Below are 22813 nucleotides of genomic sequence, written 5' to 3' on the forward strand. Positions count from 1 at the left end.
GTTCCTCCCGTCGCGCACCGGCTTCCCCGTGCGCCTGCCGATCCTGTCATCCGGGATCGGAAGGAGAGCCCTGTGAGTCAGGAGGTTTCAGTTCGTGACCTCATGTTGCAGATCGCCCCGCGGGTCACCGCCCCGCGCCCACGGCACAGGCTCGGTCTGGCGCCCCTCCCGGCGCAGGCGGGCGAGGCGCCGTTCCGCGGCGTCCACGGATGTCGAGCGCTGACCGAGGATCCGGGCGACCACACGCAACGCGATCCGGGTGAACGTGATCGCTGGCCACCACGGCCGACGCAACCCCAGGAGCTCGCGGAATTCGCGGGGGAGCGACGCGACCGCGCCCCCGAACAGCACCGCGTAGGGCAGGCCCATGCCGCGACCGAGCGGAGGGTGCCGCAGGAACCGCACGACCTCGGCCACGCGCTCGTCGTGGCGCAGCGCTCCCGATTCCCGCAGCTCGCGCAGACGCCCGCGCAGCTCCGCCTCCGACCGCGGAGCGTCGACGACGCCGACGAGCTCCCCCGCGGTCGCCCACTCGGCGACGTAGCGATCGGCGCCGCCCGGGATCCGCGGATCCCACACCTCCGCGGCCCCGAGGAACGCGTCGGCGAAGGCGAGGTGCACCCACTCGAGCAGGTCGGAGTCATGGGCCGAGTACGCGCGCGTCACCCCGTCGCCCTCCGGATACTCGCCCTGCACGCGGTCGTGGAAGCGGCCCACTCGCGCCGACTCGGCCCTGGCCTGCTCGCTCGAGCCGAACGTCACGCTCAGAATCCAGCGGATGGTGCCCGAGAGGCGTCCGAGGGGATCCTCGCGGTAGCGAGACCAGTCGTGCACGCCCGCCATCGCACCGGGATGCAGCGCCTGCATGAGAAGTGCGCGGATGCCGGCGACGATCGTCGCGAGCGACCCGTGCACGTGCCAGGCGGCCGATCCGCTGCCGAAGTAGCCCGCGTCGTCGCCGTCTTCGAGCGCGCGCACCCACGGCGGCAGCCCATCCGGCTGACCCGAGAACATGATGAGCAGGCGCGAACGCCAGGGTTCGATGCCGGGACCGCGCCTCATGCGGCCCACCTTAGGCCGGAGTGCTGTGTCCCGGCTCGGTCGAAGGTCCCGCGCCGTCGCGCCGACGTCGCGCCCGCACGATCAGGATCACGACCGCCCCGGTCGCCCCCAGCAGCAGAAGCCACGGCAGCAGCACGCCCAGCACGACCGTCGCGCCGATCCAGAAGGCGGCGAACGCCTCCCACCCCACGACGAGGGCAGAGCCGAAGTCGGAGGGGCCCGTCGCAACGGGGCTCGTGTCGTCGGAATAGAGGTGCAGCTCGATCGTCGAGAAAGCCACCTGATCGGCGAGGGTCCGCTGCTGCGCCTCGAGGCTCTCGAGTTCGATCTGGCGCTGCGAGATCGCACCCTCCAGCTCGATGAGGTCGGAGGTGGTCTGCGCGGTCGCGAGCCACGTCGTGTAGCGCGCGATCGATGTGCGGAGCGTCGTCATGCGGGCCTCGATGTCACGCTGCTGGGTGCCGACGCTGACCGACTGCGTCGAGGTGTCGTCGATGCGTCCGAGGTCGCCGAGCTGATCGAGCACGCCTTCGAGCTCGTCGGCGGGGATGCGCAGCTGAAGCTGGGCGGTGCCGGAGTGCCCGTCGCGCGGGGCCGACTGCTCGCGCGCGTCCACGCGCCCCCCGGCCGACACGACGAGGTCGCGTGCCTCGTTCGCGGCATCGATCGGGTCGTCGACCGTCATCGTGACGGTTCCCGTGACGACGAGGTCGCGGTCGGCGCCGTCCGCGTCCAGGCTCGCCGCATCCGAGCCTTCGGCTTCCACCGCATATTCGGTCCACGCGCCGGCGTCCGACGCGCCGCCGCTCGACGAGCAGCCGGAGAGCAGCACAGCGGCGATGGCTGAAGCGGCGAAGAGGGGGAGAAGGCGTCGCTGGGTCATGACGCGACGCTAGGCCCGACGGGAATGCGAGCGCCACCCAACTTTCATCACGATTCGATCGTCTTCCGATCACGGAACAGTCACGTCCCACATCTCACGCCTCCGCCCTCGGCTGTCAAGGCCCTGGGGTGATCTCGACGGTGCGTGTGGGATGGAGACCACAGAAAGGCAGACATCTGCCTGACCCCGAGGAGGACGACATGGGTTTCGTGGAGAACGCGAAGGACGCCGCCGACGCCACCGGCAAGAAGGTCGGCGAGTGGGTTGACGACACCAAGGAGCGCGTGAGCGACAAGGCCGATGAGGCCCGCGCCGACGCGGACGTCAAGCGTGCGGAATCCGAGCGCGACCAGGTGCGTGCGAAGAACGAGTACAAGGAGAAGCTGCGCGACGACAACTGAGTCGCGCGCCCCGCGGGCCTCGCCCCGCCGGATGGCGGAACACCACCCCATGCTCCCGATAACCTCGGGACATGGGGTGGAATCCGTTCAAGCGCGCGCCATTGCTGCATGTGGCCGGCGACGTCGGATCCGGCCCCGTCGTCATCATGATCCACGGGATCGCGTCGTCGTCCGTGACGTTCCACAATGTCGTTCCGCTGCTCGAGACGCGCTACCGCTGCATCACGATCGATCTGCTCGGGTTCGGGGAGTCGCCGGCGCCGCTCGACTGCGCCTACAAGCTCGAGGACCACGTCGCGGCACTCGACCGCACGATCCGCTCGCTCCGACTGCGGGGGCCGTTCGTGCTCGTCGGGCATTCGATGGGGGCGCTCATCGGCACGCGCTACGCGGCGCGAAACCGGCGCCGTGTGAAGCGGCTCGTGCTCGTGAACCCGCCCATCTACATCAACCCGCGCGCGCTCTCCGGAGAATACGAGCGCACGCTCCAGGATCTCTACCTCCGGGTCTACCGCTTCATGCGCGAGAACCCGCAGCTCACACAGCGGCAGGCGGGCATCCTCTCGAAGCTCACCCCCATCCCGAACGTGCTCGAGGTGACGGCCGAGAACTGGGTGCCGTTCGTGCGCTCGCTCGAGAACACGATCGAATCCCAGACGACGATCTCCGATCTGGCCTTCCTCGACGCGCCGGTCGAGATCGTCTACGGGACGCTCGACCAGTTCGCCTCGCCCGGCGGCATCCGGATCGCAGAGCGCCTCCGCGGAGTGAACGTCACGCGTGTGCGGGCGAGCGACCACCTCGTGGGAAAGCGCCTCGCCCGCGCGGTCGCCGCTGCGGTGGACGACGACGAATGATCCGCACCCCTGCCGCCCCTCGGTGACTCGGCCTAAGCTCTCGTGCATGCACACGCGCACCCTCGGCCGCACGGGCCGCGACGTCTCGGTCATCGGTCTCGGAACCTGGCAGCTCGGCGCCGACTGGGGTGAGGTGAGCGAGGCCGACGCCCACGCGGTTCTCGACGCGAGCTGGGAGGCGGGGGTCACCTTCTTCGACACCGCCGACGTGTACGGGGACGGCCGCAGCGAGACGCTCATCGCGTCCTGGCGCGCCGCACGCCCCGACGCGGACGTCATGGTCGCCACCAAGATGGGTCGCCGCGTCGACCAGATTCCCGAGAACTACGTGCTCGAGAACTTCCGCGCGTGGACGGATCGCAGCCGCGCGAACCTCCGCGTCGACACGCTCGACCTCGTGCAGCTGCACTGCCCGCCCACGCCCGTGTACGGCTCGGATGAGGTGTTCGACGCCCTCGACACCCTCGTGGAGGAGGGCGCGATCGCCAACTACGGCGTGAGTGTGGAACGTGTGGAGGAGGCGCTCGCTGCGATCGCACGACCCCGTGTCGCGAGCGTGCAGATCATCCTCAACGCGTTCCGGCTGAAGCCTCTCGACGACGTGCTCCCCGCTGCCCAGGAGGCCGGCGTCGGGATCATCGCACGCGTGCCGCTCGCGAGCGGCCTGCTCTCGGGGCGCTACACGAAGGACACCACCTTCAGCGCCGACGACCACCGCACCTACAACCGCCACGGCGAAGCCTTCGATCAGGGTGAGACGTTCTCGGGTGTCGACTACGCCGAGGGCGTGGAGGCTGCCCAGGAGTTCGCGGCGCTCGCGGCCGAGGCGGGCCTCGCACCGGCGACGGCCGCACTCGCCTGGGTGGCGCAGCTGCCCGGCGTCTCGACCGTGATCCCCGGTGCGCGCAACGTCGCCCAGGCCCAGTCCAACGCTGCTGCCGGCTCGGTGGGCCCGCTCGGCGAGGACTTCACCGCATCGGTGCGAGAGATCTACGACCGCCGCTTCCGCGCGGCCGTCCACCCGCGTTGGTAGGCGCACCACGAGCGGGGAGCATCATCGCACCCCGCTCGTGGTGACGATGCGCGTCCACGGGCCCGCAGGCACCTCCCGCTCCTCGACGAAGCGCCAGTCGACCTTCGCGTTGATGCCGTTGATCTCGGGGAATCCCAGGCACCCGGTGAGCGCGGGCGACACGTCGAGGCCCGCGCCCCCATACCGCGTATTGGCGGGGCGGGCGTCGTTCGAGCCGAACACATAGGCCGCGTCGTGGTACTCACCCGGTCCGGCATCCTGAATCTGGCCGAAGCAGGTGCGACCCCCGCGCGTCAGCTGCACCCACCGGTTCTTGAGGTAGCTGAAGTTCTGGTCGCCGCGGTGAGAGCGGTACGGCTCCGATCCCGCCCACGGGATCACCGAGTCACGCTGCGCGAACCCCGTGGGGTCGTTGATGTCGTCGTAGGGCACGTCGAGGTAGAACGGGTTCTCGCGCGGCGTCATGCTCGTCGGGAAGTAGTCGTTCGCCGCAGTGCGCGCCTCCGTCTCGCATCCGCCGTTCACCACGTTGCCGTCGCACCCTCCGTACGAGCCGTACCAGTCGGAGTCGTAGGTGGACAGCATCTGGCTGCCGTCGGCGGCGTTCGGATCGAAGATCTCGCCCACCCAGAAGGTGGCCGCGACGATCCCCGTGTGCCACGGATACCCGCTCGCAGGGGGCGCGGGCGCGGGCGGGGCGGGCAGTGCGGGTGTGCCGGGTGACTGCGGTGTCTGTTCTGGAGTGGGGGTCACGGTCGCCTCCCGGGTCGCGTCGGCCGACGATGAGGGGGCGGGGGAACCGGTCGGATCGACGGCGCCCGCGTCGCCGGAGCATGAAGCGACGGCGAGGAGGGCCACGCACACCGGACCGATGCGCGACCTCCTCGCCGCCGCGCTCACGCCTCGGGCACCGTCGCCTCGAGGGGAACAGGTTCCGCATCGTCCGGGACGCTCTCTGTCGTCTCGGCAGGCGGGTCCTCAGCGGGGGGCTGCTCTACAGGAGGATCCGACACGGGGTCCTCGGCGGGTGGCTGTGCAGGTGCGACCGGCAGAGTCTCTTCGGCCTCCATCGCCATCGGTTCAGCGGTGAGCGCGGTCGCGGTGGGGGGAGTCGCGACGGTGATCGAGTAGTCGTCGGTCACCAGAGTGCCCACGTTGAAGATGTTGAGTCCGAAGCTGATGCCCGTGTAGCCGGGCGGCACCTCGGCCGTCGTCCACACGGCCTGAGTCCAGTCGGTCGCTGACGCGAACCACGGGCTCGAGGTCCAGTACTCCCACGCGCCCGTCGAGGTGCGCAGGTAGATGGCGAACTGGGTGACGGTCGTCGACTGGTACCAGGCGGAGAGGGTGTAGCTCTGGCCTGTCGCGACGCTCGGGGCGCAGGATCCGAGGTCGAGCGACGGAATCACCTTGCCGTCGCCTTCGACCCACCGGGTCACATCGATCTGGGCCGCGTGGTTGCCTGAGTGCCCCGGCGAGACGATCGAGACCGTCGCGTCGTTGTCGCCCCATGGCGTCCATTGCCAGCACGCCGGGAACCCGTTCTGCATGATCTCGAGGTCGGGGTTGACGACGCCGTTCCCGTCACCGGGCGGCGGGACCGCAGGGCCGGGCACAGCCGGGGCGACGGGGCCTCCCACTGCTTCGCCCACCGTGCTGACGACGGTGTTGCGGGTCTCTCCGCGTTCGGCGAGCCAGTCGGCGAAGGCCTCGAGCACGGCGGTGCTCACATCGAGTTCGCCGCAGACGCTCGTGCAGACGTCGTGGAACGTGTACTGCACCCACCCTCCGCCGTTCTCCTCCGCTGCGAGCACCGAGTCGATGAGGTCCTGCAGCCCCCAGGTGTCGTCCCACTGGTCGAGTGCGTAGGTGACGGAGGGGCGCACGGGCGGCAGCACGGCCGCCCAGTCGCACTCCGCGCAGCCGAACCGCGAGCGGATGTCTCCGAGGAGCCGACCGCTGTTGTAGCCGCAGTCGGTGACGACCTCGGCCACCGCGTCCGTCACCGAGGCGAACGGATACGCGAAGCTGCGCGCGGGGAAACCCCAGTCGATCAGCTGGCTGCGGTCGTTGCAGATCTGCCGTGCGACCTCGTCGATCGGCACGGTGGCGAGGTCGACGTGCGTCACGGTGTGACCGCCGATCTCGTGACCGGAGGAGAGGAAGCTCCGCAGCTGCGGCAGGGTGAGCTTGCCGGAGGTGCCGACGGTGCCGGAGTTCACGAAGAAGGTTCCGTGCAGACCGCGGCTCGACAGGATGTTCGCCGCGAGCGCCTGGCCCGCGCCGCCGTCATCGAAGGTGAGGCTGATGGTCGTGAGCGGCCCGGTCTTGATCGGCGGATCCGTGGGATCAGTCGGATCGGTCGGGTCAGTGGGGTCAGTCGGGTCGGTCGGATCGGTGGGATCAGTCGGGCCCGTGGGGGCCGTCGGGTCCGTCGGGTCCGTGGGGGTGACGGGATCCCGGGGCGTGATCGGGCCCGGTGCCACCGGCGTCACGGGAGTCACGGGGGTGACCGCCTGCGTCGGAGACCGCGGCGAGGTCGGCTGGCGTGGCACGACCCGATCCGACTCGTCGGCGGGCGGGTCCTCTGCAGGCGGGTCGCCGGTGGCGTCCTCGTCCATCGGCTCGTCGACAGTCGTCTGGGTGGTGTCGCTCATGTCAGCCGTGTCGGAGGAGCTCGCCTCCGACGCCGGCTCGACTGTGGGGCCCTGGTTCGACCAGGAGAGACCGGCGACCGTGATCATGACCGCCAGAACGACGGCGGCTCCGATCCAGCTCAGAAAGCGTCGTGCGTGCATGGGTATCACCTCGGGATGCCTGTGGCGGCTGCCGCCACCACGGTGGTGGTGAGGGTGGTGGGTGAACCGGATGCGGGGTGGGGGAACCGCATCACCCGGTCGTCGGATCCGAGCGTCGAGGCGACGCTCCAGATGATCTCGTCGATGCTCGTCGCAGGGACGAACCCGATGAGCTCGCGGGCGAGCGAGTTGTCGGGCACGCGTCGTCGCATGTCCTCGAACCCGGCGCCGTACGCCTCCTCGTAGGGAACGAATCGGATCGTGCTGCGGCTGCCGGTGATCTCGATGATCCGCTCGGCGAGATGCTTGATCGAGATCTCGGTGCCGCCGCCGAGGTTCACCGCGCGGCCGAAAGCGCGACGCTCCTCGACGAGGCGCACGAACGCCGGCACGACGTCGCGCACCGACGAGAAGCAGCGGGACTGCTCGCCGTCCCCGTACACCGTGAGCGGCTCTTCGCGAAGCGCCTGCCCCACGAGCCCGGGCACGACCATGCCGTATCGACCGGTCTGGCGGGGGCCCACGGTGTTGAACGGGCGGGCGATCGCGACCTCGAGTCCGTACTCCTGCGCGTACGCGTGTGCGAACGACTCGTCGAGCCCTTTCGCCGCGGCGTACGTCCAGCGCGCCTTGAGCGGCGAGCCGAGCACTCGGTCGGAATCCTCCGAGAGCGCATCCGCGGTGTTCTTGCCGTAGATCTCGCTCGTCGACACCAGGAGCAGACGTGCTCCGTGGGCGACGCACGCGTCGAGCACGTTCTCGGTGCCGTGAACATTGATGCGCAGACCCTCGAGCGGGCGGTCGACGATGCGGTGCACGCCCACCGCGGCCGCGAGGTGGAAGACCCGATCGGCGCCGCGGACGGCGGCTGCCACCCCACGACCGTCGAGAACGGAACCTCGGACGTACTGCAGGTTCGGATGCCCATCGACGAGCGCGAGGTTCGCGGTGCGCCCCGTGCTCTCATCGTCGAGGACGACGACATCATCGCCGAGATCGAGCAGAAGCTCGACGAGGTGACTGCCCAGGAAACCGGCTCCGCCGGTGACGACGCTTCGCATGACCCGGCCCTACAGCGCGTACCGACGAGGGGCGTCGAGTTCGCGGTAGCTGCCGTCGAGCAGCAGGTGGCGATCGTCGAGCCAGGACAGGTCGAGGTCGCGATGCCGCGTGTGCAGGATCACCAGCTGCGGATCGAACGCCTCAGGGTCGGCGACCGAGCGGAGCACCCGGTCACCCGCGAGCCGCACCTCGGCCACATGGGGATCGAAGTACTCGACGACGGCGTGGCGGCGCTCGAGACCCTGGATGATCTCGAGGGCCGGCGATTCGCGGACATCGTCGACGTTCGGCTTATAGGTGACACCGAGGACGAGGATCCGGGTTCCCGCGAGCCCGAGGCCGACATCCGAGAGCACCTGCGAGGCGCGGTCGACCACGCGCGCCGGGCGCGAGGCGATCTCGGTCATGGCCTGACTGATCATCGGCGCTGCCACCCGACGCTCCCGCAGCTGCCACAGCAGGTAGTGCGGATCGCAGGGGATGCAGTGGCCGCCGACCCCGGGCCCGGGGAGAAAGGGCATGAACCCGTACGGCTTGGTAGCCGCCGCGTCGATGACACTCGTCACCGGCACGCCGAGTTCACGGCAGATGTCCGCGACTTCGTTCGCGAGGGCGATGTTGACCGCACGGAAGGTGTTCTCGAGCAGCTTGGTCATCTCGGCCGCCGCGAGCGAGTCGACGTGGTGCACGTTCATGGTGGTGCGGCCGAGCACCACGGCGGCACGCAGCGCGCACGACACGGTCGCGCCGCCGACGACGCGGGGCACCTCCTCGTGCTCGAAGGAGCTGTTGCCGGGGTCGATGCGCTCGGGGCTGAACACGACCGAGATGTTCGATCCCGCGATGAGTCCGCGCTCGGCGAGGGCCTCCACGAGCAGATCCTGCGTGCAGCCGACGTAGGTCGTGGAGGTCAGGATGATGATCTGCCCGGCGACGGCGTTCGCCACCACGTCCGCGCACGCCGCGCGGAGGATCGTGAGGTCGGGCACCAGATGGTGGTCGACGGGCGTCGGCACGCAGATGACGACGGCACCCGCACGAGCGAGCGAGGCGGGGTCGCTGCTCATCTCGAAGCTCGGCGTCGTGACGAACGCGGCGAGCCGTTCGTGGTCCGACGGCAGCAGATCCACCGTGCCCGCGCGGATGGCGTCGACCCGAGCCTTCGAGATCTCGAGGCCGAGCACGCGCGATCCCGAGCGCAGGTAGGAGAGCGCGGTGGGGAGGCCGACGTAGCCGAGCCCGACGATCGCGACGTCGAAGCGGTCGCTCACGAAGGGCTCGATGCTCGGTATGGCTGGCTCGAAAGCCGCCAGGCGAGGTGGGGCGGTGTCCAGGCGCGGACGAGTTTCCAGGGACGTCATTGCGTATGCCTCCATGAAGAGGCGCCGGGGGTAGCGACGCAGGGGCGGGGGGAGGTTGGGCGCTGCGGGGGGACGGCGCCGGAGCCACTCTCGACCTGTGCCAGGTGGCCGTCAACGTTCTGGGGCGATGAGTGCGGAAGGGCGCGGGCGCGTTGCGGGAATCCGCACACGCGTGCGGCATCCCGCACGAGGTTGCGGGATGCGCGCGCTCGCCGAATGGGTAGCGTCGGAGGCACTCCCTGCCCGAGGAGGCGCCGTGATCGCATTCGTCGTGACCTTCGTCGTCGTCGCAGGATTCGGCACCCTGCTGTGGCTGTCATCCGCGGTGGTGCGGGTGCTCGCTGCCCGCGCGCGCAACGTGCGGTCGCGCGGTCGCCGCGAGGTGCAGACGTCCCCGGTTCCGACTCCCGACGCGGTCGCCGTCGTGGTCGCGGCACACAACGAGGAGCTCGTGATCGCCGAGACGATCCGGTCGGCAGCGCGTCAGGTCCCCGTCGAGAACGTCTTCGTCGTCTCGGACGGATCCCGCGACCGCACAGTCGCCGTCGCGCAGGCCGAAGGCGCGAGCGTGCTCGATCTGCAGCCGAACCGCGGCAAAGCGGGAGCCATCCGCGCGGTGATCGACGAGCTGCGCCTCGCTGAGCGCTTCGAGGTCGTCGTGCTGCTCGACGCCGACAGCCAGCTCTCCGACGACTATCTCGTCTCGGGTCTGGCCGAGTTCGCGGATCCCGACGTCGTCGCCGTGGCGGGGAGGGCCACCACTCTGCTCGACCCGCGCCCGCCCACGCGCATCGGCCGACTGCTCGTGGCCTATCGCGAACGCCTCTATCTGAGCGTTCAGTACCTGCAGAAGTTCGGCCAGGCCGCCCGTCACCTCAATGCCGTCGCGATCGTGCCGGGCTTCGCGAGCATGTACCGCACGCGCATCCTCGCCGATATCGACATCGACGCCCCCGGTCTCGTCATCGAGGACTACAACATGACGTTCGAGGTGCACGCGAAGTCGCTCGGACGCATCGCCTTCCGCCCCTCCGCGGCGATCGCCCTCACGCAGGACCCGGACAACCTGCGCGACTACCGCAAGCAGGTGCACCGCTGGAGTCTCGGCTTCTGGCAGACCGTCCGGCGGCATGGGCTGCGTCGGGGGCGCTTCTGGGCGCTCCTCGCCCTGTCGATCGTGGAGCTCGTGTCGAGCAGTCTGTTCATGGTGCTCACGGTCCCCGTGATGCTCGTCGGGTTCGTCGCCCTCCTGGTCGTCCCTCTCGACCAGACGGGCACAGCCGCGACGATCGTGACGGTGATCCCGCCGTTCGCGATCCTGCTCGGCGTCGTCGTGCCCGACTACCTCCTCACCCTCTTCGCGGCGTGGCACTCGCGCCGCATCAGCTATCTGGTGCGCGGGCTCGCATTCCCCGCGCTGCGCATCATGGACGCGGCGATCTGCCTGAGAGCGCTCGCTCAGTCGGCCATAGGGGGTGCGGACGGGCGGTGGGCCTCGCCCGAACGGCGGGCGCTCGCCGGCGGCTGACGCTGCGCTCGATCAGCGCAGCAGGGCGACCAGGTGCGAGCGGGACCGGGCCCCGAGCTTGCGGTACACGTGAGTGAGGCGCAGTTCGACGGTGCGCACCGAGACGAACAGCCGCGCCGCGATCTCCTTGTTGTGCAGCCCTCGCACGACGAGTTCCACGACGCTGCGCTCGTCGGGGGTGAGGGCGACGAGCGCTGCTGACGGGAGCGCCGTCACCTGAGCGGCAGGTGGGGCACCCGACTCGATCGCGGCGACAGGATGCGTCGTCGACCGCGGCGGGGTGGGGCGCAGCACCCAGGGGAGCGCCCCCGCGCTCGCGAACGCGATGTGGGAGTCGGCATCGGCTGCCGCAGCCTGGGCGGCGGCGCCGAGGGCGGCGAGGCGCGCAGCGATGGCTCGGTGCAGTCGCCCGCGCTCGAAGCCCAGCCCGGGGGCCGGGGTCGCGAGCGCCCCGCGAGCGCTCTCGATCGCGCTGTGCGCCCCGTCATCGGTGCTGAGAGCCACGCGTGCACGGGCGACCGCGAGAGCCGACCAGCGCGACGGATGCGCATCCGCCTGCGCTCGGAGGCGTTCGAGCATCTCGTGGGCCTGTGTCGACCGTTCGGCGGCGGCGAGCAGCTCGATGAGGTCGGGCAGGTGGCGCGTGAGGGAGGGATCCTCGAACGAGGCGGCGATGGAATCGGCCACGAGCAGATGTTCGAGGGCTGCGGCGTCGTCGCCGTCGAGCCGAGCCAGCTCGGCCTCGAAAGCGAGCCCGGAGGCGGTGATGAGCGTGCCGGTGCGAGATCCTGTCCGGGCCGACCACTCTCGCAGCTCGGCTCGCGCAGACGTCAGGTCGTCGCTGGCGAGGTGCGTCCAGACGCGGATCGGCACGAAGCATTCGGGTCCGGAGCCGCCGCGTCCGGTCGGGTCCCACTCGCGCGCGAGTTCGAATGCCTCCGCGAGCTCCCCGGCTCGCCAGGCGCGTTCGATGCCGAGTGCCGTGATCCACCCTGACCAGACGCGGCTCGGTCGTTCGACGGCGCGGGCGAGGCGCGCGATGCCGTCCCGGGCGTCATCGACGTGGCCCGCGAGGATCGCACGGCGCGCCGCCCACGCCAGCGACGGGGGGTCGTTCGCATCGGCGTCGCTCGTGTGCGTGCCGTCGAGGTCGGCGGCGTCAGCGGGATCGAAGACGGCGCTCAGTCGCCCGGTTGCGAAGGCGACGCGCGATCCCACACGATCGAGCTCCTCGTGCTCGTCGGCGTCGAGCTCGGCTTGTCGCAGGGTGCGGTCGGCGAGCTCCGTCTCGCCCGCGAGCATGAGCGCATCGGCGAGCGCGGCAAGCCCCCTGTCGAGCCCGCCACGGCCGAGCCGGATCGCGCGGTCCGCGAACTCGACGGCCGCGCCCGGGCGCCCGAGCTTCGCCAGCTGCACAGCGGAATCGAGCAGGGCCGAGCGATGCTTCTCAGGCTCCGCGAGAGAGGCCGCGTGCCAGGGTGCGACGAGCGGGTCGGCGACGGCCTGGAGCTCAGTGTGCAGGGTGCGTCGGCGTGATGTCGCGAGCCCGGCGGCGACGGCTGCGCGCACGAGGTTGTCGCGCAGATGCACGTAGCCGCGACTGTCGACGACGACCCCGGCATCGAGCAGCTCCTGCAGCGCGTCTTCGGCATCCGGCGTCCAGCGGGCGACGGACGCGTGTCCGTGGAGCGGGCAGATGGCGAGCCGTTCCAGGATCTCGATCTGGTGGGGTCCCAGCGAGCTGTGCGCGCGGGCGAGGCGGGCGCGCGCGGCCGAGCCGGGGGAGAGAGGGAAGCGGAGCGGGTCGCGCCCCTCACGCTGCTCGCGCGTGAGGCTTGCGAGCTGGGTGGTGAATGCGTGCACATTGCCGTCGCAGGTCCAGGTGAGGAGCCGGAGCGTGCCGGGGTGCAGATTCCGGGGGGCCAGAGCGGCGGCGTCTTCGTCGCTCAGACGGGGGAGATCGAGCCGTGGCACTCCCGCCAGCGGCTCATCCGAGGGAACAGCGACCGCGGTCGCCACGAGCCGCAGGCCCGACCCCGCAAGGTGCCCGCACATGTAGCCGATGAGGTGACGACTCGTGGGGTCCATCCGGTCGATGTCGTCGACGTAGACGGTGGTGGGTGCGAGGGCGAGGCCTCGCAGCATCACGAGCAGCTCACCCGCTGCCTCAGCGAGCGGCACGTCCTCGCGCAGGGTGAACCGACCCGAGAATGCGGCGACACGCGCGTCGCCGAGGGATCCGAGCAGGGCGGAGGCGCCGGACAGCGGCCAGGTCGCCTCGCCGAAGTTGACGCGCACCGTCGCGACTCTGCCCGGGTCGCGTCTGCGCGCCTCCTCGAGCAGCGACGACTTCCCGCTCCCGACGTCGCCGATCAGCAGGAGCGCCGATTCGAGGGCGTTCCTGCTCTGATCCCCGACGGCTTCGAGGAGCTGCTCGTGACTTTTCAGCATGCTGATGCGGCGGGTCGGTGCGCTGCTCCGCGGAGCCGTGGCGAGCTCCAGAGGATGCGGTCGAATCCAGGTCGTCGTCGATCTGGGGGGTGCACCGACACCTCGGTCTACTCCGAATTGCGGACTTCCGCAAGAGCATCGTGGAGAATCGCTCAGCTCGGCTGGACGGGGATGGGCGAGGTCTCGGGGAGCGGAGAGGCGTCACGTCCGCGCAGATCGGGCAGATGCCGCACGAAGATCGTCGGCACGAGCACACCCACCACGGAGAACGCGAGCGCCGTGACGAACCCGCCAGCGGACCCCATGCCGTCGATGAGGAAGCCCGCGATCGCCGATCCGATCGCGGCGCCGATGAGCTGACCGGTGCCGACCCATCCGTAGGCCTCGGCGGTGTCGGAGAACTTCACACTCGCCGAGACGATGGTGAACATGACCGCGAGGGCGGGGGCCATGCCGAGGCCGGCGATCGCGAGGGCTCCCGAGATCGTCCAGAAGTCGAACGCCCACACGGCGAGAGCCACACCAGCGGTGAAGAGGGCCATGCGGCGCATGAGCGCCCAGGGTCCGATCGGGATGTGCCCGAACCCGAGTCCGCCGACGAGCGAGGTGATCGAGAAGATCGCGAGCACGAGTCCGGCCGCGGCGCCCCCTTCGCCGAACTCCGCGACGACGCCGGCTTCGATCGCGGCGCACGCGCCCACGAGCAGGAAGCCCACGACCGAGGCGAGCAGCACGGGCGGGCGCTTGAGCACGACGCCGAGCTTGCGGGTGCTCGGCGGGATCCGCACCTGTCCCACCTCGGGAGAGCTGATGAACCAGGCGCCACCCAGGATGAGGAACCCGACCGAGATCATGATGCCGAGCACGCTCGAGACCTGCAGCGAGACGAACGTGACGACCACGGGGCCGAGCACCCAGATGATCTCCTGCGCGGATGCGTCGAGCGAGAACAGCGGAGTGAGCTGGCGCGAGTTGACGATCTTGGGATAGATCGTGCGAACGGCCGGCTGGATGGGCGGGTAGCTCAGCCCTGCCAGGAAGGCGACCGTCGTGTAGCCCCAGAGGGCGAGTGGCGCGAGGGCGATCGTGGCGATCGCGGTCGCGCACACGAGGACGGTGAGGATGAGCACGGGGCGCATGCCCCAGCGCCCCATCCATCTGCTCGTGATGGGGCCGGAGATCGCCTGCCCGACCGACATCGATGCCAGCACGATGCCCGCTGCGGCGTAGCTGTCGAAGATGTGCTCGATGTGGATGAGGAACCCGAGGGCGAGCATCCCGCCCGGGAATCGTGCGAGGAGTTGCGCGGCGATGATCCGGGCGACCCCGGGTGTGCGCAGGAGGCTCAGATATGCGTTCACGGCATCCTTCACCCTAGTCGTGTCTGCCGCTCGACCTAGGCTGTGGAAAGTGGGGATAACCCCGCGAACTTATGCACATCTGTGGACGACACGCCCACTACATCTAGGGTTGGCGGCCCCTAAGTCACCCGATATATAGTGGTGAGACCTCCCGGCCGGGAGAGTGCGATGAGGCAGATTTTCGGCCGGTCGAGGGCAGGTTTCCAGATCGTCGAGCAACAACAACCGTGGGCCGCGCAGCACTGCGCGAGAGGGAAGGAATCACGTGGCTATCACCGTCGTGAAGCGCAATGGGCAGCGCGAGCCGTATGACGCGAACAAGATCAACCTGGCGATCGAGGATGCGAGTCAGGGGCTCGACGAGAACATCACGTGGGTGACGCAGATCGCATCCGAGCTCGAGCTCACCCTCTTCGACGGCATCAGCACCCAGCAGCTCGACGAGGCCGTCATCCAGGTCGCCCTCCAGAACGTCAAGGACGACCCCCAGTTCGACACCGTCGCGGCGCGTCTGCTCCTCAAGACGATCTACAAGCGCGTCCTCGGTGACTACCGCACCGACGACGAGCTGAAGGCGCTCCACGTCGAGCACTTCCCGCGCGCCATCAAGCAGGGCGTCGAAGAGCTTCTCCTCGACGCGCGCTTCCCCGACCTCTTCGACCTCGAGCGTCTCGCCGAGGCGCTCGAGCCGAGCCGCGACGGCCTGCTCAAGTACATCGGCGTCGTCACGCTCAACAACCGCTACAGCATCAAGGCGCGCAACAACGAGCCGCTCGAGGTTCCGCAGTTCTTCTGGATGCGCATCGCGATGGGCCTCTCGCTCAACGAAGCCGACCCCACGACGCACGCCATCGAGTTCTACAACAAGATGTCGAAGCTCGAGTACCTCGCCGCGGGCTCCACCCTCGTCAACGCCGGCACCGCCTACCCGCAGCTCTCCAACTGCTTCGTCATGGAGATGCACGACGACATCGAGCACATCGCCAAGAGCGTGCGCGACGTCATGTGGCTCACGAAGGGCACCGGAGGCATCGGCCTCTCGGTCACCAAGCTCCGCTCGCAGGGCTCGCCCATCCGCTCGAACAACACCATGTCGACCGGCCCCATCCCGTTCATGCACACGATCGACTCGGTGCTGCGCGCGGTCAGCCGCGGCGGCAAGAAGTTCGGCGCCCTGTGCTTCTACATGGAGAACTGGCACCTCGACTTCCCCGAGTTCCTCGACCTGCGTCAGAACTCCGGCGACCCCTACCGTCGCACCCGCACCGCCAACACGGCCGTCTGGATCTCGGACGAGTTCATGAAGCGCGTGCAGAACGACCAGGACTGGTACCTGTTCGACCCGCTCGAGGTGGGAGATCTCAACGAGCTCTTCGGCCAGGAGTTCTCGGAGCGCTACGCGCACTACGTCGCGGAGGCTGAGGCCGGCCGCATGCGCATGTTCCAGAAGATCTCGGCGCGCGCCCAGTTCAAGGACATCCTCATGTCGCTCCAGACCACGAGCCACCCGTGGCTCACCTGGAAGGACACGATCAACAACCGCGCCCTCAACAACAACACGGGCACGATCCACCTCTCGAACCTCTGCACCGAGATCTGCCTCCCGCAGGACCTCGAGAACATCGCCGTCTGCAACCTCGCCTCGATCAACCTCTCGACTCACCTGAAGGTCGACGAGAACGGCGGCCTCGGATTCGACTGGGCGCTCGTCGAGGAGTCTGCGCGCAGCGCTGTGCGTCAGCTCGACAACCTCATCGACATCACCGAGTCCTCGGTGGCTGAGGCCGACCACGCCAACAAGACCAACCGCGCCATCGGCCTGGGCGTCATGGGCTTCACGGATGTCGTCGAGAAGCTCGGCTTCTCGTATGAGTCCGAAGAGGCCTACGCGCTCATGGACGAGATCATGGAGCACGTCTCCTACGCGGCGATCGACGAGTCGGCCGACCTCGCTCGCGAGCGCGGCTCGTACGACAACTTCGAGGGCTCGCGCTGGTCGCAGGGCCTCGTGCCGTTCGACTCGATCGCACTCACCGAGAAGGACCGCGGCATCCCGATCACGGTCAACCGCACGATGCGCCTCGACTGGGATCGCCTGCGCGAGAAGGTCAAGGGCGGCATGCGCAACGCGACGCTCATGGCGATCGCCCCCACTGCGTCCATCGGTCTCGTCGCCGGCACCACGCCCGGTCTCGACCCGCAGTTCGCGCAGATCTTCAGCCGCTCCACGAGCAACGGCAAGTTCCTCGAGGTCAACCGCAACCTCGTGAACGACCTGCAGAAGCTCGGCATCTGGAACGACGTGCGCGAGGACGTGCTCCGCAGCCAGGGCGACATCCAGGGCATCCCCTCGATCCCCGAGGAGATCAAGAAGGTCTACAAGACCAGCTTCCAGCTCTCGCCCCACTCGTTCATCGAGGTCGCGGCGCGTGCGCAGAAGTGGATCGACCAGGCGATCAGCCGCAACATGTACCTCGAGACCCGCGATCTCGGCGACATGATGGACATCTACTACGCGGCATGGGAGAAGGGCGTCAAGACGACCTACTACCTGCACATGAAGCCGCGTCACCAGGCCGAGCAGTCGACCGTCAAGGTCAACAAGGCTGCCGACATCGCCGGAGCCGGCGCCCAGCGCGGCTTCGGGGCGGCGACCCCCGCCGCAACCCCTGCAACCCCTGCGGCGGCTCCCGCGGCCGCCCCGCGCCGTGGCTTCGGAGGCCTCTCGTGAACACGCTCTCTTACGGAAACGCCATCGACGGCTATGAAGTGCCCGTCGACCCGATGGACGAACTTCAGTGCGAAAGCTGCCAGTAACAGACATGGGAATTCTCGGTACCGGAGTCCAGGAAGGACTCCTCCTCAAGCCCGTCACCTACCAGTGGGCGATGGACCTCTATGACCAGGCCGTCGCCAACACCTGGTTCCCGAACGAGATCCAGCTCGGCGAGGACATCGCCGACTTCAAGAAGATGACCGACGAAGAGCGTCACGCCGTGACGTTCCTCATGTCGTACTTCAACCCGAACGAGCTCCTCGTCAACAAGGCTCTCGCGTTCGGCGTGTACCCCTACATCAACGCTCCCGAGGCGCACCTCTACCTCGCGAAGCAGATGTGGGAGGAGGCCAACCACTGCATGTCGTTCGAGTACGTCCTCGAGACGTTCCCGATCGACCGCGACGAGGCCTACAACGCGCACGTCGACGTTCCGTCGATGGCGCGCAAGGAGGAGTTCCAGGTCAAGTTCATCAAGCGGATGACCGAGGAGACCCTCGACATCAAGACGGTGGAGGGCAAGCAGGACTTCATCCGCAACCTGATCGCCTACAACATCATCCTCGAGGGCATCTGGTTCTACTCGGGCTTCATGGTGGCGCTGTCGTTCCGTCAGCGGAACCTGCTGCGCAACTTCGGTTCGCTCATGGACTGGATCGTGCGCGACGAGTCGCTGCACCTGAAGTTCGGCATCAACTTGATCCTCACGGTGCTCGACGAGAACCCCGAGCTGCAGACGCCGGAGTTCGCCGCCGAGATCAAGCAGATGATCCTCGACGCCGTGGAGATGGAGGAGGAGTACAACAACGACCTCCTGCCGAACGGCATCCTCGGCCTCAACGCGAACTACATCAACCAGTACGTGAAGTACCTGGCTGACCGTCGTCTTGAGGAGCTCGGCTTCGGCCCGCACTACAACGTCGTCAACCCGGCGAAGTGGATGGCGACCGCGAACGACACGCTCGAGCTGGTGAACTTCTTCGAGTCGACGAACACGTCGTACGAAGCCAACGCGAAGGCGTCGACGGGCGACCGCAAGTAGTCCGATTCACGTGACGAGCGCCGCATCCCTTCTCGGGGTGCGGCGCTCTCATGTTTCGGGGACGGGTCAGGAGTGGGTGAAGCGGCGGCCGCTCAGGCGGTCGGGAGTGATGCGCACGTAGCTGTGCTTCTGGTCGTCGGTCCAGGTGACGAGGCTGAGGAGGCCGGACTGCATGATCTCGTCGTCGGCGGAGAGACGCTCGGCGGTGCCCCAGGCGATCACGCTCCAGGCCTCATCATCGGTGTGGCCATCGATCTCGAACGCGACGCGCGGCCGGTCGGCCACGAGCGCGAGCTTCGCGCCGGGGGCGCTGCGGAAGAGGATCGTGCGCCCGCCGATGTGGTGGGTGACGGGGAACACCTCGATGTCGTCGTCACCGGATCGGAAGATCACGCGGCCGACATCCGCGGCCTCCAGCAGCTCCCAGCACTCGTCGTCGGAGAGGGTCTCGGTGGTCTCGCTCATGACTGAACCCTAGGTCGGGGCGATGCGAGAGTCGAGGGACCTTCGACCTGCCCCTTGTGCTCTGTGGGCATCGGCGTAGCGTGGCGCGCGGAGGCTCTCATGACGCAGAAGATCACGCCCTTCATCTGGCTCGACCACCCGCTGTCGGATGTTCTCGACTTCTACGCGTCGGTGTTCCCCGACGCCGAGGTGGTCGATCGGATGATGTCGGATGACGACGGCCGACTGTTCATCGTCACGTTCCGCGCATCCGGGCTCGAGTTCACGGTCATGGATTCGCCGGGCGGTCCGCCGCTCACGGGGGCGATCTCGTTCGCGATCGACTGCGTGGATCAGGCGGAGGTCGACCGGGTCTGGGATGCGCTTCTCGCGGGTGGGGGTGAGCCGCAGCAGTGCGGCTGGCTCGCGGATCGCTTCGGCGTCAACTGGCAGGTCGTCCCGCATCGTCTGCTCGAGCTGCAGGCCGACCCGGATCCGGGCCGCCGCAAGCGGGCGATCGACGAGATGCTCACCCAGGTGAAGCTCGACATCGCGGCGATCGAGCGCGCAGCCGACGCCATCTGAGCGGTCGCTGTGTGCGGTCCGTGGGAGACGACTGCCCTCTTGGGTGACAGATCACGAAGTTTTACATCCCCGTAATCGGGGGGTAGCCGGCGCAATGGCCTAATGGCCTACTCTATAGACCAATCGAAAGGATTGGCTATGACAGACACTGCGTCCCCGGCAACGAAGCCGCGCCTCACCGGCTCCCTCGGCGCCATGTCGGTCACCTTCATGGTGATCGCCGCTGCTGCGCCCCTCACTGTCGTCGGCGGCATCATGCCCGTCGGCTTCATCGCCGGAAACGGCATCGGATTCCCCGTCATGTTCCTCGTGGCGACCGCGATCCTCCTGCTGTTCTCGGTGGGCCTTGTGGCGATGAGCCGTCACCTGGCGCACGCAGGAGCGTTCTTCACCTACATCAGCCACGGACTCGGTCGCGTCCCCGGATCGGGCGCCGCCTACCTCGCGCTCATCTGCTACACGACCGTGCAGTGCGCCGTGTTCAGCTTCCTCGGCTACTCCATCTCCAACAACGTCGTGCAGCTGGGTGGCCCGGAGATCCCGTGGTGGGTCTTCACCCTCGCCTCGATCGCTCTCGTCGGCTTCCTCGGCTACCGCCACATCGAGCTCAGCTCGAAGGTGCTCGTGGTCGTGCTGCTCACCGAGATCGGCATCGTGCTTATGCTCGCCGCGGCTGTCGCCATCCAGGGCGGTGCTGAGGGGATCACCTTCGAGACCTTCGTGCTCGAGAACGTTCTCTCGGGAGCGCCCGCGCTCGGCCTCATGTTCGCGATCGCCTCGTTCATCGGCTTCGAGTCGACCGTCGTCTACCGCAGCGAGGTGCGGAACCCGAACCGCACCATCGCGATCGCGACGTACTCGTCGGCCATCATCATCGGCCTCTTCTACCTGGTCGCCGGCTGGGCCATGGTCAACGGCATCGGCCCGCAGAAGCTCCTCGAGATGAACGCCGCCGGTGAGCTCTCCGACCTCGCCGTCATCACGGGCGACTACCTCGGCACCGTGGGTGCCATCGTCATCGCCGTGCTCTTCCTCGGCAGCATGTTCGCCGCCGTGCTCTCGCTGCACAACGTCATCGCCCGCTACCAGTACTCGCTCGGCGGCATCGGCGTTCTGCCGTCGAAGCTCGCCGCAGTTCACCCGAAGCACTCCTCGCCGCACGTGTCCTCGCTCGTGCAGGCCTCGACCGCAGCGATCTTCATGCTCGTCGTGCTGCTGAGCGGCATGGGCCCGATCAACGCGTTCACCTGGTTCGCCGGCGTCGCGACGCTCGCGATCGTGATCCTCATGGCGTCCACCTGCCTCGCGGTGATCGTGTTCTTCGCCCGCACCAAGGCGGAGACCAACCCCTGGCGCACCCTCATCGCGCCCGGACTGGGACTCATCGGACTCGCGGTCTCGGCCGTGCTCATCGCGATGAACTTCCCGCTGCTCGTCGGCGACGTCGACGCGGCCGGTGAGCCCACCTGGGGACTGCTGTCGAGCGTGCTGCTCGCGGTCGTCGTCGCAGGTCCCGTGATCGGCGTCATCCAGGCGCTCGTGCTGCGCTCGAAGAACTCGCCCGTGTACGAGAACATCACGGCGATCAGCGCCGACGAGCCCGAGCTCGAGGAGGCCGACGCCAAGTGAGGCCCCTTTCCCCCCTTGTCGGAATCACCGGGCGGCGCCGCCCCGCATCCATCCTCGGCGCCCCCCAGGGATTCACCGACGCCCCTCTTGATGTGTACTTCGCCGAGTACGCGACCAGCGTGGCCCGTGCCGGCGGGGTGCCCGTCTTCATCCCGCTCGACACCGACATCGCCCAGGTCATGCCGCGTCTCGACGCGCTCGTGATCGCGGGCGGCGAGGATGTCGACCCGGCGCGCTACGGTGCGGAGCCGGCCCCGGAGACGGGGCCGTGCTCGCCCGAGCGCGACGAGCTCGAGTTCACCGCGCTGGCGCTCGCGCACGAGGCGGGCATCCCCGTGCTCGGCGTGTGCCGCGGCCACCAGGTGATCAACGTCGCCTTCGGCGGCACGCTCATCCAGCACCTCGACGGCGAGGAGGGGCCGCGGCACCTGCCGCTCACCGCCCCCCGTGCCGCGATCACGCACCGCGTGACCCTCGATGAGACCTCGGTGCACGCCTCCGTGTGGGGCATCGAGCTCGGCGTCAACTCGTTCCACCACCAGGCCGTCGCCACCCCCGGCGAGGGTCTGAAGGTGGTCGGCTGGGCCGAGGACGGCACCATCGAGGCCATCGAGCACGAAGACGGACGGATCCTCGGCGTGCAGTGGCACCCCGAGACCTTCGAGGCGGATCCGATCTTCCGCTGGGTCGTCGACACGGCCCGTGAGATCGCAGAACAGAAGAACGACACACAGGAGGCACACCATGACGAAGCGGCATGAGGGCAAGGTCGGTTTCATCACCGGCGGCGGCTCGGGCATCGGACGCGAGACCGCTCTGCGTCTCGCCGGTGAGGGCGCCAAGATGGTCATCACCGACGTGAACCTGGAGGCGGCCGAGGAGACGGTGTCGCTCATCGTCGAGGCCGGTGGCGAGGCCATCGCGGCGCAGGTCGATGTGCGCAACAAGGAGCAGATCGCGGCCGCCGCCGAGAAGGGCGTCGAGGCGTTCGGCGCCATCCACCTCCTCGTCAACAACGCGGGAGTCGTGACGAACCACTCGTTCGACACCCTCACCGAGGACGCGTGGGACTTCGTCGTCGACATTAACCTCAAGGGTCAGTTCCTGGTCGCGCAGACCGTGGCGCCGTACATCGCGAACGCCGGCGGCGGCGCGATCGTGAACCTCTCGACGGTCGAGGCCCTCGTGGTCGTGACGAGCGGCTCGACCGCGCAGCCTCACTACAACGCCTCCAAGGGCGGCGTGCCGATGCTCACGAAGGCGCTCGCCATCGAGCTCGCCGACCGCAACATCCGCGTGAACTGCGTGGCCCCGGGCCCGATCGCCACGAACTTCTTCGACCTGGAGGGCGTCACGAGCCCTGAGGCGATGGAGTTCCTCGGCCAGCGTCTGCTCGTGAAGCGCGTGGGTCAGCCCTCGGACATCGCCTCGGCTGTGTCGTGGCTGCTCTCGGATGAGGCCAGCTGGATCGACGGCATTCAGCTTCCCGTGGACGGCGGCTGGTTGACTCGCTGAGTTGACTCGTCATCAAGGTTAGGAA

The 22813-nt window shown here is 68.5% G+C and carries 19 protein-coding genes; 10 read left to right on the forward strand and 9 right to left on the reverse strand.

Annotated elements, in window-relative coordinates; all coding sequences use genetic code 11:
- Window positions 1-87: 87 nt before the first annotated feature.
- Window positions 88-1062, reverse strand: coding sequence for an oxygenase MpaB family protein (locus HCR12_RS02840; protein ID WP_166867966.1), 975 nt, complete (start codon window positions 1060-1062; stop codon window positions 88-90).
- A 10-nt stretch (window positions 1063-1072) separates the two neighbouring features.
- Window positions 1073-1945: a DUF4349 domain-containing protein gene (locus HCR12_RS02845; RefSeq protein WP_166867964.1), complete on the reverse strand. Its 873-nt coding sequence runs from the start codon at window positions 1943-1945 to the stop codon at window positions 1073-1075.
- Window positions 1946-2145: 200 nt separating this feature from the next.
- Here HCR12_RS02845 and HCR12_RS02850 point away from each other — a divergent pair, with 200 nt between their 5' ends.
- The 3 genes from HCR12_RS02850 to HCR12_RS02860 all read left to right on the forward strand — a co-directional run bounded on the left by HCR12_RS02850 (window position 2146) and on the right by HCR12_RS02860 (window position 4236).
- Window positions 2146-2346 carry a hypothetical protein gene (locus HCR12_RS02850; RefSeq protein ID WP_166867963.1) on the forward strand — a complete coding sequence of 67 codons (201 nt, stop codon included), beginning with the start codon at window positions 2146-2148 and terminating at the stop codon, window positions 2344-2346.
- A gap of 71 nt (window positions 2347-2417) precedes the next feature.
- A complete protein-coding gene (locus tag HCR12_RS02855) occupies window positions 2418-3203 on the forward strand; it encodes an alpha/beta fold hydrolase (protein ID WP_166867960.1) in 786 nt (261 codons plus the stop codon).
- A gap of 46 nt (window positions 3204-3249) precedes the next feature.
- Window positions 3250-4236 (forward strand): aldo/keto reductase, encoded by a 987-nt coding sequence (locus tag HCR12_RS02860; protein ID WP_166867958.1) that lies wholly within the window; start codon window positions 3250-3252, stop codon window positions 4234-4236.
- 21 nt (window positions 4237-4257) lie between these two features.
- Here HCR12_RS02860 and HCR12_RS02865 read toward each other — a convergent pair whose 3' ends face one another.
- The 4 genes from HCR12_RS02865 to HCR12_RS02880 form a co-directional block, all read right to left on the reverse strand.
- Window positions 4258-4989, reverse strand: a complete 732-nt coding sequence (locus HCR12_RS02865; protein WP_166867956.1) for a hypothetical protein — start codon at window positions 4987-4989, stop codon at window positions 4258-4260.
- Window positions 4990-5132: 143 nt separating this feature from the next.
- Window positions 5133-7034 (reverse strand): polysaccharide deacetylase family protein, encoded by a 1902-nt coding sequence (locus HCR12_RS02870; RefSeq protein ID WP_166867954.1) that lies wholly within the window; start codon window positions 7032-7034, stop codon window positions 5133-5135.
- A 5-nt stretch (window positions 7035-7039) separates the two neighbouring features.
- Window positions 7040-8095 carry an NAD-dependent epimerase/dehydratase family protein gene (locus tag HCR12_RS02875; protein WP_166867952.1) on the reverse strand — a complete coding sequence of 352 codons (1056 nt, stop codon included), beginning with the start codon at window positions 8093-8095 and terminating at the stop codon, window positions 7040-7042.
- Between the two features lie 9 nt (window positions 8096-8104).
- On the reverse strand, window positions 8105-9367 hold the full coding sequence (locus tag HCR12_RS02880; RefSeq protein WP_224763604.1) for a nucleotide sugar dehydrogenase: 1263 nt from the start codon (window positions 9365-9367) through the stop codon (window positions 8105-8107).
- 346 nt (window positions 9368-9713) lie between these two features.
- Here HCR12_RS02880 and HCR12_RS02885 point away from each other — a divergent pair, with 346 nt between their 5' ends.
- Window positions 9714-10985, forward strand: coding sequence for a glycosyltransferase family 2 protein (locus tag HCR12_RS02885; RefSeq protein WP_166867948.1), 1272 nt, complete (start codon window positions 9714-9716; stop codon window positions 10983-10985).
- A gap of 12 nt (window positions 10986-10997) precedes the next feature.
- On the opposite strand, the gene HCR12_RS02890 is transcribed toward HCR12_RS02885, so the two are convergent.
- Window positions 10998-13436, reverse strand: coding sequence for a helix-turn-helix transcriptional regulator (locus tag HCR12_RS02890; RefSeq protein ID WP_166867946.1), 2439 nt, complete (start codon window positions 13434-13436; stop codon window positions 10998-11000).
- 152 nt (window positions 13437-13588) lie between these two features.
- Entirely contained in the window at window positions 13589-14797 is a 1209-nt protein-coding gene (locus tag HCR12_RS02895) for an MFS transporter (protein ID WP_166867945.1), read from the reverse strand.
- A 265-nt stretch (window positions 14798-15062) separates the two neighbouring features.
- Between HCR12_RS02895 and HCR12_RS02900 the strand changes: the two genes are divergently transcribed.
- Window positions 15063-17528, forward strand: a complete 2466-nt coding sequence (locus HCR12_RS02900; RefSeq protein ID WP_191412350.1) for a ribonucleoside-diphosphate reductase subunit alpha — start codon at window positions 15063-15065, stop codon at window positions 17526-17528.
- 91 nt (window positions 17529-17619) lie between these two features.
- The gene (locus tag HCR12_RS02905) at window positions 17620-18615 is read left to right on the forward strand and encodes a ribonucleotide-diphosphate reductase subunit beta (protein WP_166867941.1); all 996 of its coding nucleotides are present in this window, start codon (window positions 17620-17622) and stop codon (window positions 18613-18615) included.
- A gap of 66 nt (window positions 18616-18681) precedes the next feature.
- Here HCR12_RS02905 and HCR12_RS02910 read toward each other — a convergent pair whose 3' ends face one another.
- Window positions 18682-19080 (reverse strand): pyridoxamine 5'-phosphate oxidase family protein, encoded by a 399-nt coding sequence (locus HCR12_RS02910; RefSeq protein WP_166867939.1) that lies wholly within the window; start codon window positions 19078-19080, stop codon window positions 18682-18684.
- A 99-nt stretch (window positions 19081-19179) separates the two neighbouring features.
- Between HCR12_RS02910 and HCR12_RS02915 the strand changes: the two genes are divergently transcribed.
- The 4 genes from HCR12_RS02915 to HCR12_RS02930 all read left to right on the forward strand — a co-directional run bounded on the left by HCR12_RS02915 (window position 19180) and on the right by HCR12_RS02930 (window position 22788).
- Window positions 19180-19644 (forward strand): VOC family protein, encoded by a 465-nt coding sequence (locus HCR12_RS02915; protein ID WP_166867937.1) that lies wholly within the window; start codon window positions 19180-19182, stop codon window positions 19642-19644.
- Between the two features lie 138 nt (window positions 19645-19782).
- Window positions 19783-21273 (forward strand): APC family permease, encoded by a 1491-nt coding sequence (locus HCR12_RS02920; RefSeq protein WP_166867935.1) that lies wholly within the window; start codon window positions 19783-19785, stop codon window positions 21271-21273.
- Entirely contained in the window at window positions 21270-22034 is a 765-nt protein-coding gene (locus HCR12_RS02925; protein WP_166867932.1) for a gamma-glutamyl-gamma-aminobutyrate hydrolase family protein, read from the forward strand. The genes HCR12_RS02920 and HCR12_RS02925 overlap by 4 nt, the downstream gene beginning before the upstream one ends.
- Window positions 22018-22788, forward strand: coding sequence for an SDR family NAD(P)-dependent oxidoreductase (locus HCR12_RS02930; RefSeq protein WP_166867930.1), 771 nt, complete (start codon window positions 22018-22020; stop codon window positions 22786-22788). Before HCR12_RS02925 ends, HCR12_RS02930 begins: the two co-directional genes overlap by 17 nt.
- The last annotated feature ends 25 nt before the right edge of the window (window positions 22789-22813 follow it).

Source organism: Salinibacterium sp. ZJ70 (genome assembly GCF_011751865.2).
Taxonomy (GTDB): Bacteria; Actinomycetota; Actinomycetes; order Actinomycetales; family Microbacteriaceae; genus Homoserinibacter.

Coding starts and splice junctions, on each gene's coding strand:
- HCR12_RS02930 (WP_166867930.1), top strand. CDS start 22,018: ATGACGAAGCGGCATGAGGGCAAGGTCGGTTTCATCACCGGCGGCGGC.
- HCR12_RS02905 (WP_166867941.1), top strand. CDS start 17,620: ATGGGAATTCTCGGTACCGGAGTCCAGGAAGGACTCCTCCTCAAGCCC.
- HCR12_RS02855 (WP_166867960.1), top strand. CDS start 2,418: ATGGGGTGGAATCCGTTCAAGCGCGCGCCATTGCTGCATGTGGCCGGC.
- HCR12_RS02840 (WP_166867966.1), bottom strand. CDS start 1,062: ATGAGGCGCGGTCCCGGCATCGAACCCTGGCGTTCGCGCCTGCTCATC.
- HCR12_RS02845 (WP_166867964.1), bottom strand. CDS start 1,945: ATGACCCAGCGACGCCTTCTCCCCCTCTTCGCCGCTTCAGCCATCGCC.
- HCR12_RS02850 (WP_166867963.1), top strand. CDS start 2,146: ATGGGTTTCGTGGAGAACGCGAAGGACGCCGCCGACGCCACCGGCAAG.
- HCR12_RS02875 (WP_166867952.1), bottom strand. CDS start 8,095: ATGCGAAGCGTCGTCACCGGCGGAGCCGGTTTCCTGGGCAGTCACCTC.
- HCR12_RS02890 (WP_166867946.1), bottom strand. CDS start 13,436: ATGCTGAAAAGTCACGAGCAGCTCCTCGAAGCCGTCGGGGATCAGAGC.
- HCR12_RS02860 (WP_166867958.1), top strand. CDS start 3,250: ATGCACACGCGCACCCTCGGCCGCACGGGCCGCGACGTCTCGGTCATC.
- HCR12_RS02915 (WP_166867937.1), top strand. CDS start 19,180: ATGACGCAGAAGATCACGCCCTTCATCTGGCTCGACCACCCGCTGTCG.
- HCR12_RS02870 (WP_166867954.1), bottom strand. CDS start 7,034: ATGCACGCACGACGCTTTCTGAGCTGGATCGGAGCCGCCGTCGTTCTG.
- HCR12_RS02910 (WP_166867939.1), bottom strand. CDS start 19,080: ATGAGCGAGACCACCGAGACCCTCTCCGACGACGAGTGCTGGGAGCTG.
- HCR12_RS02920 (WP_166867935.1), top strand. CDS start 19,783: ATGACAGACACTGCGTCCCCGGCAACGAAGCCGCGCCTCACCGGCTCC.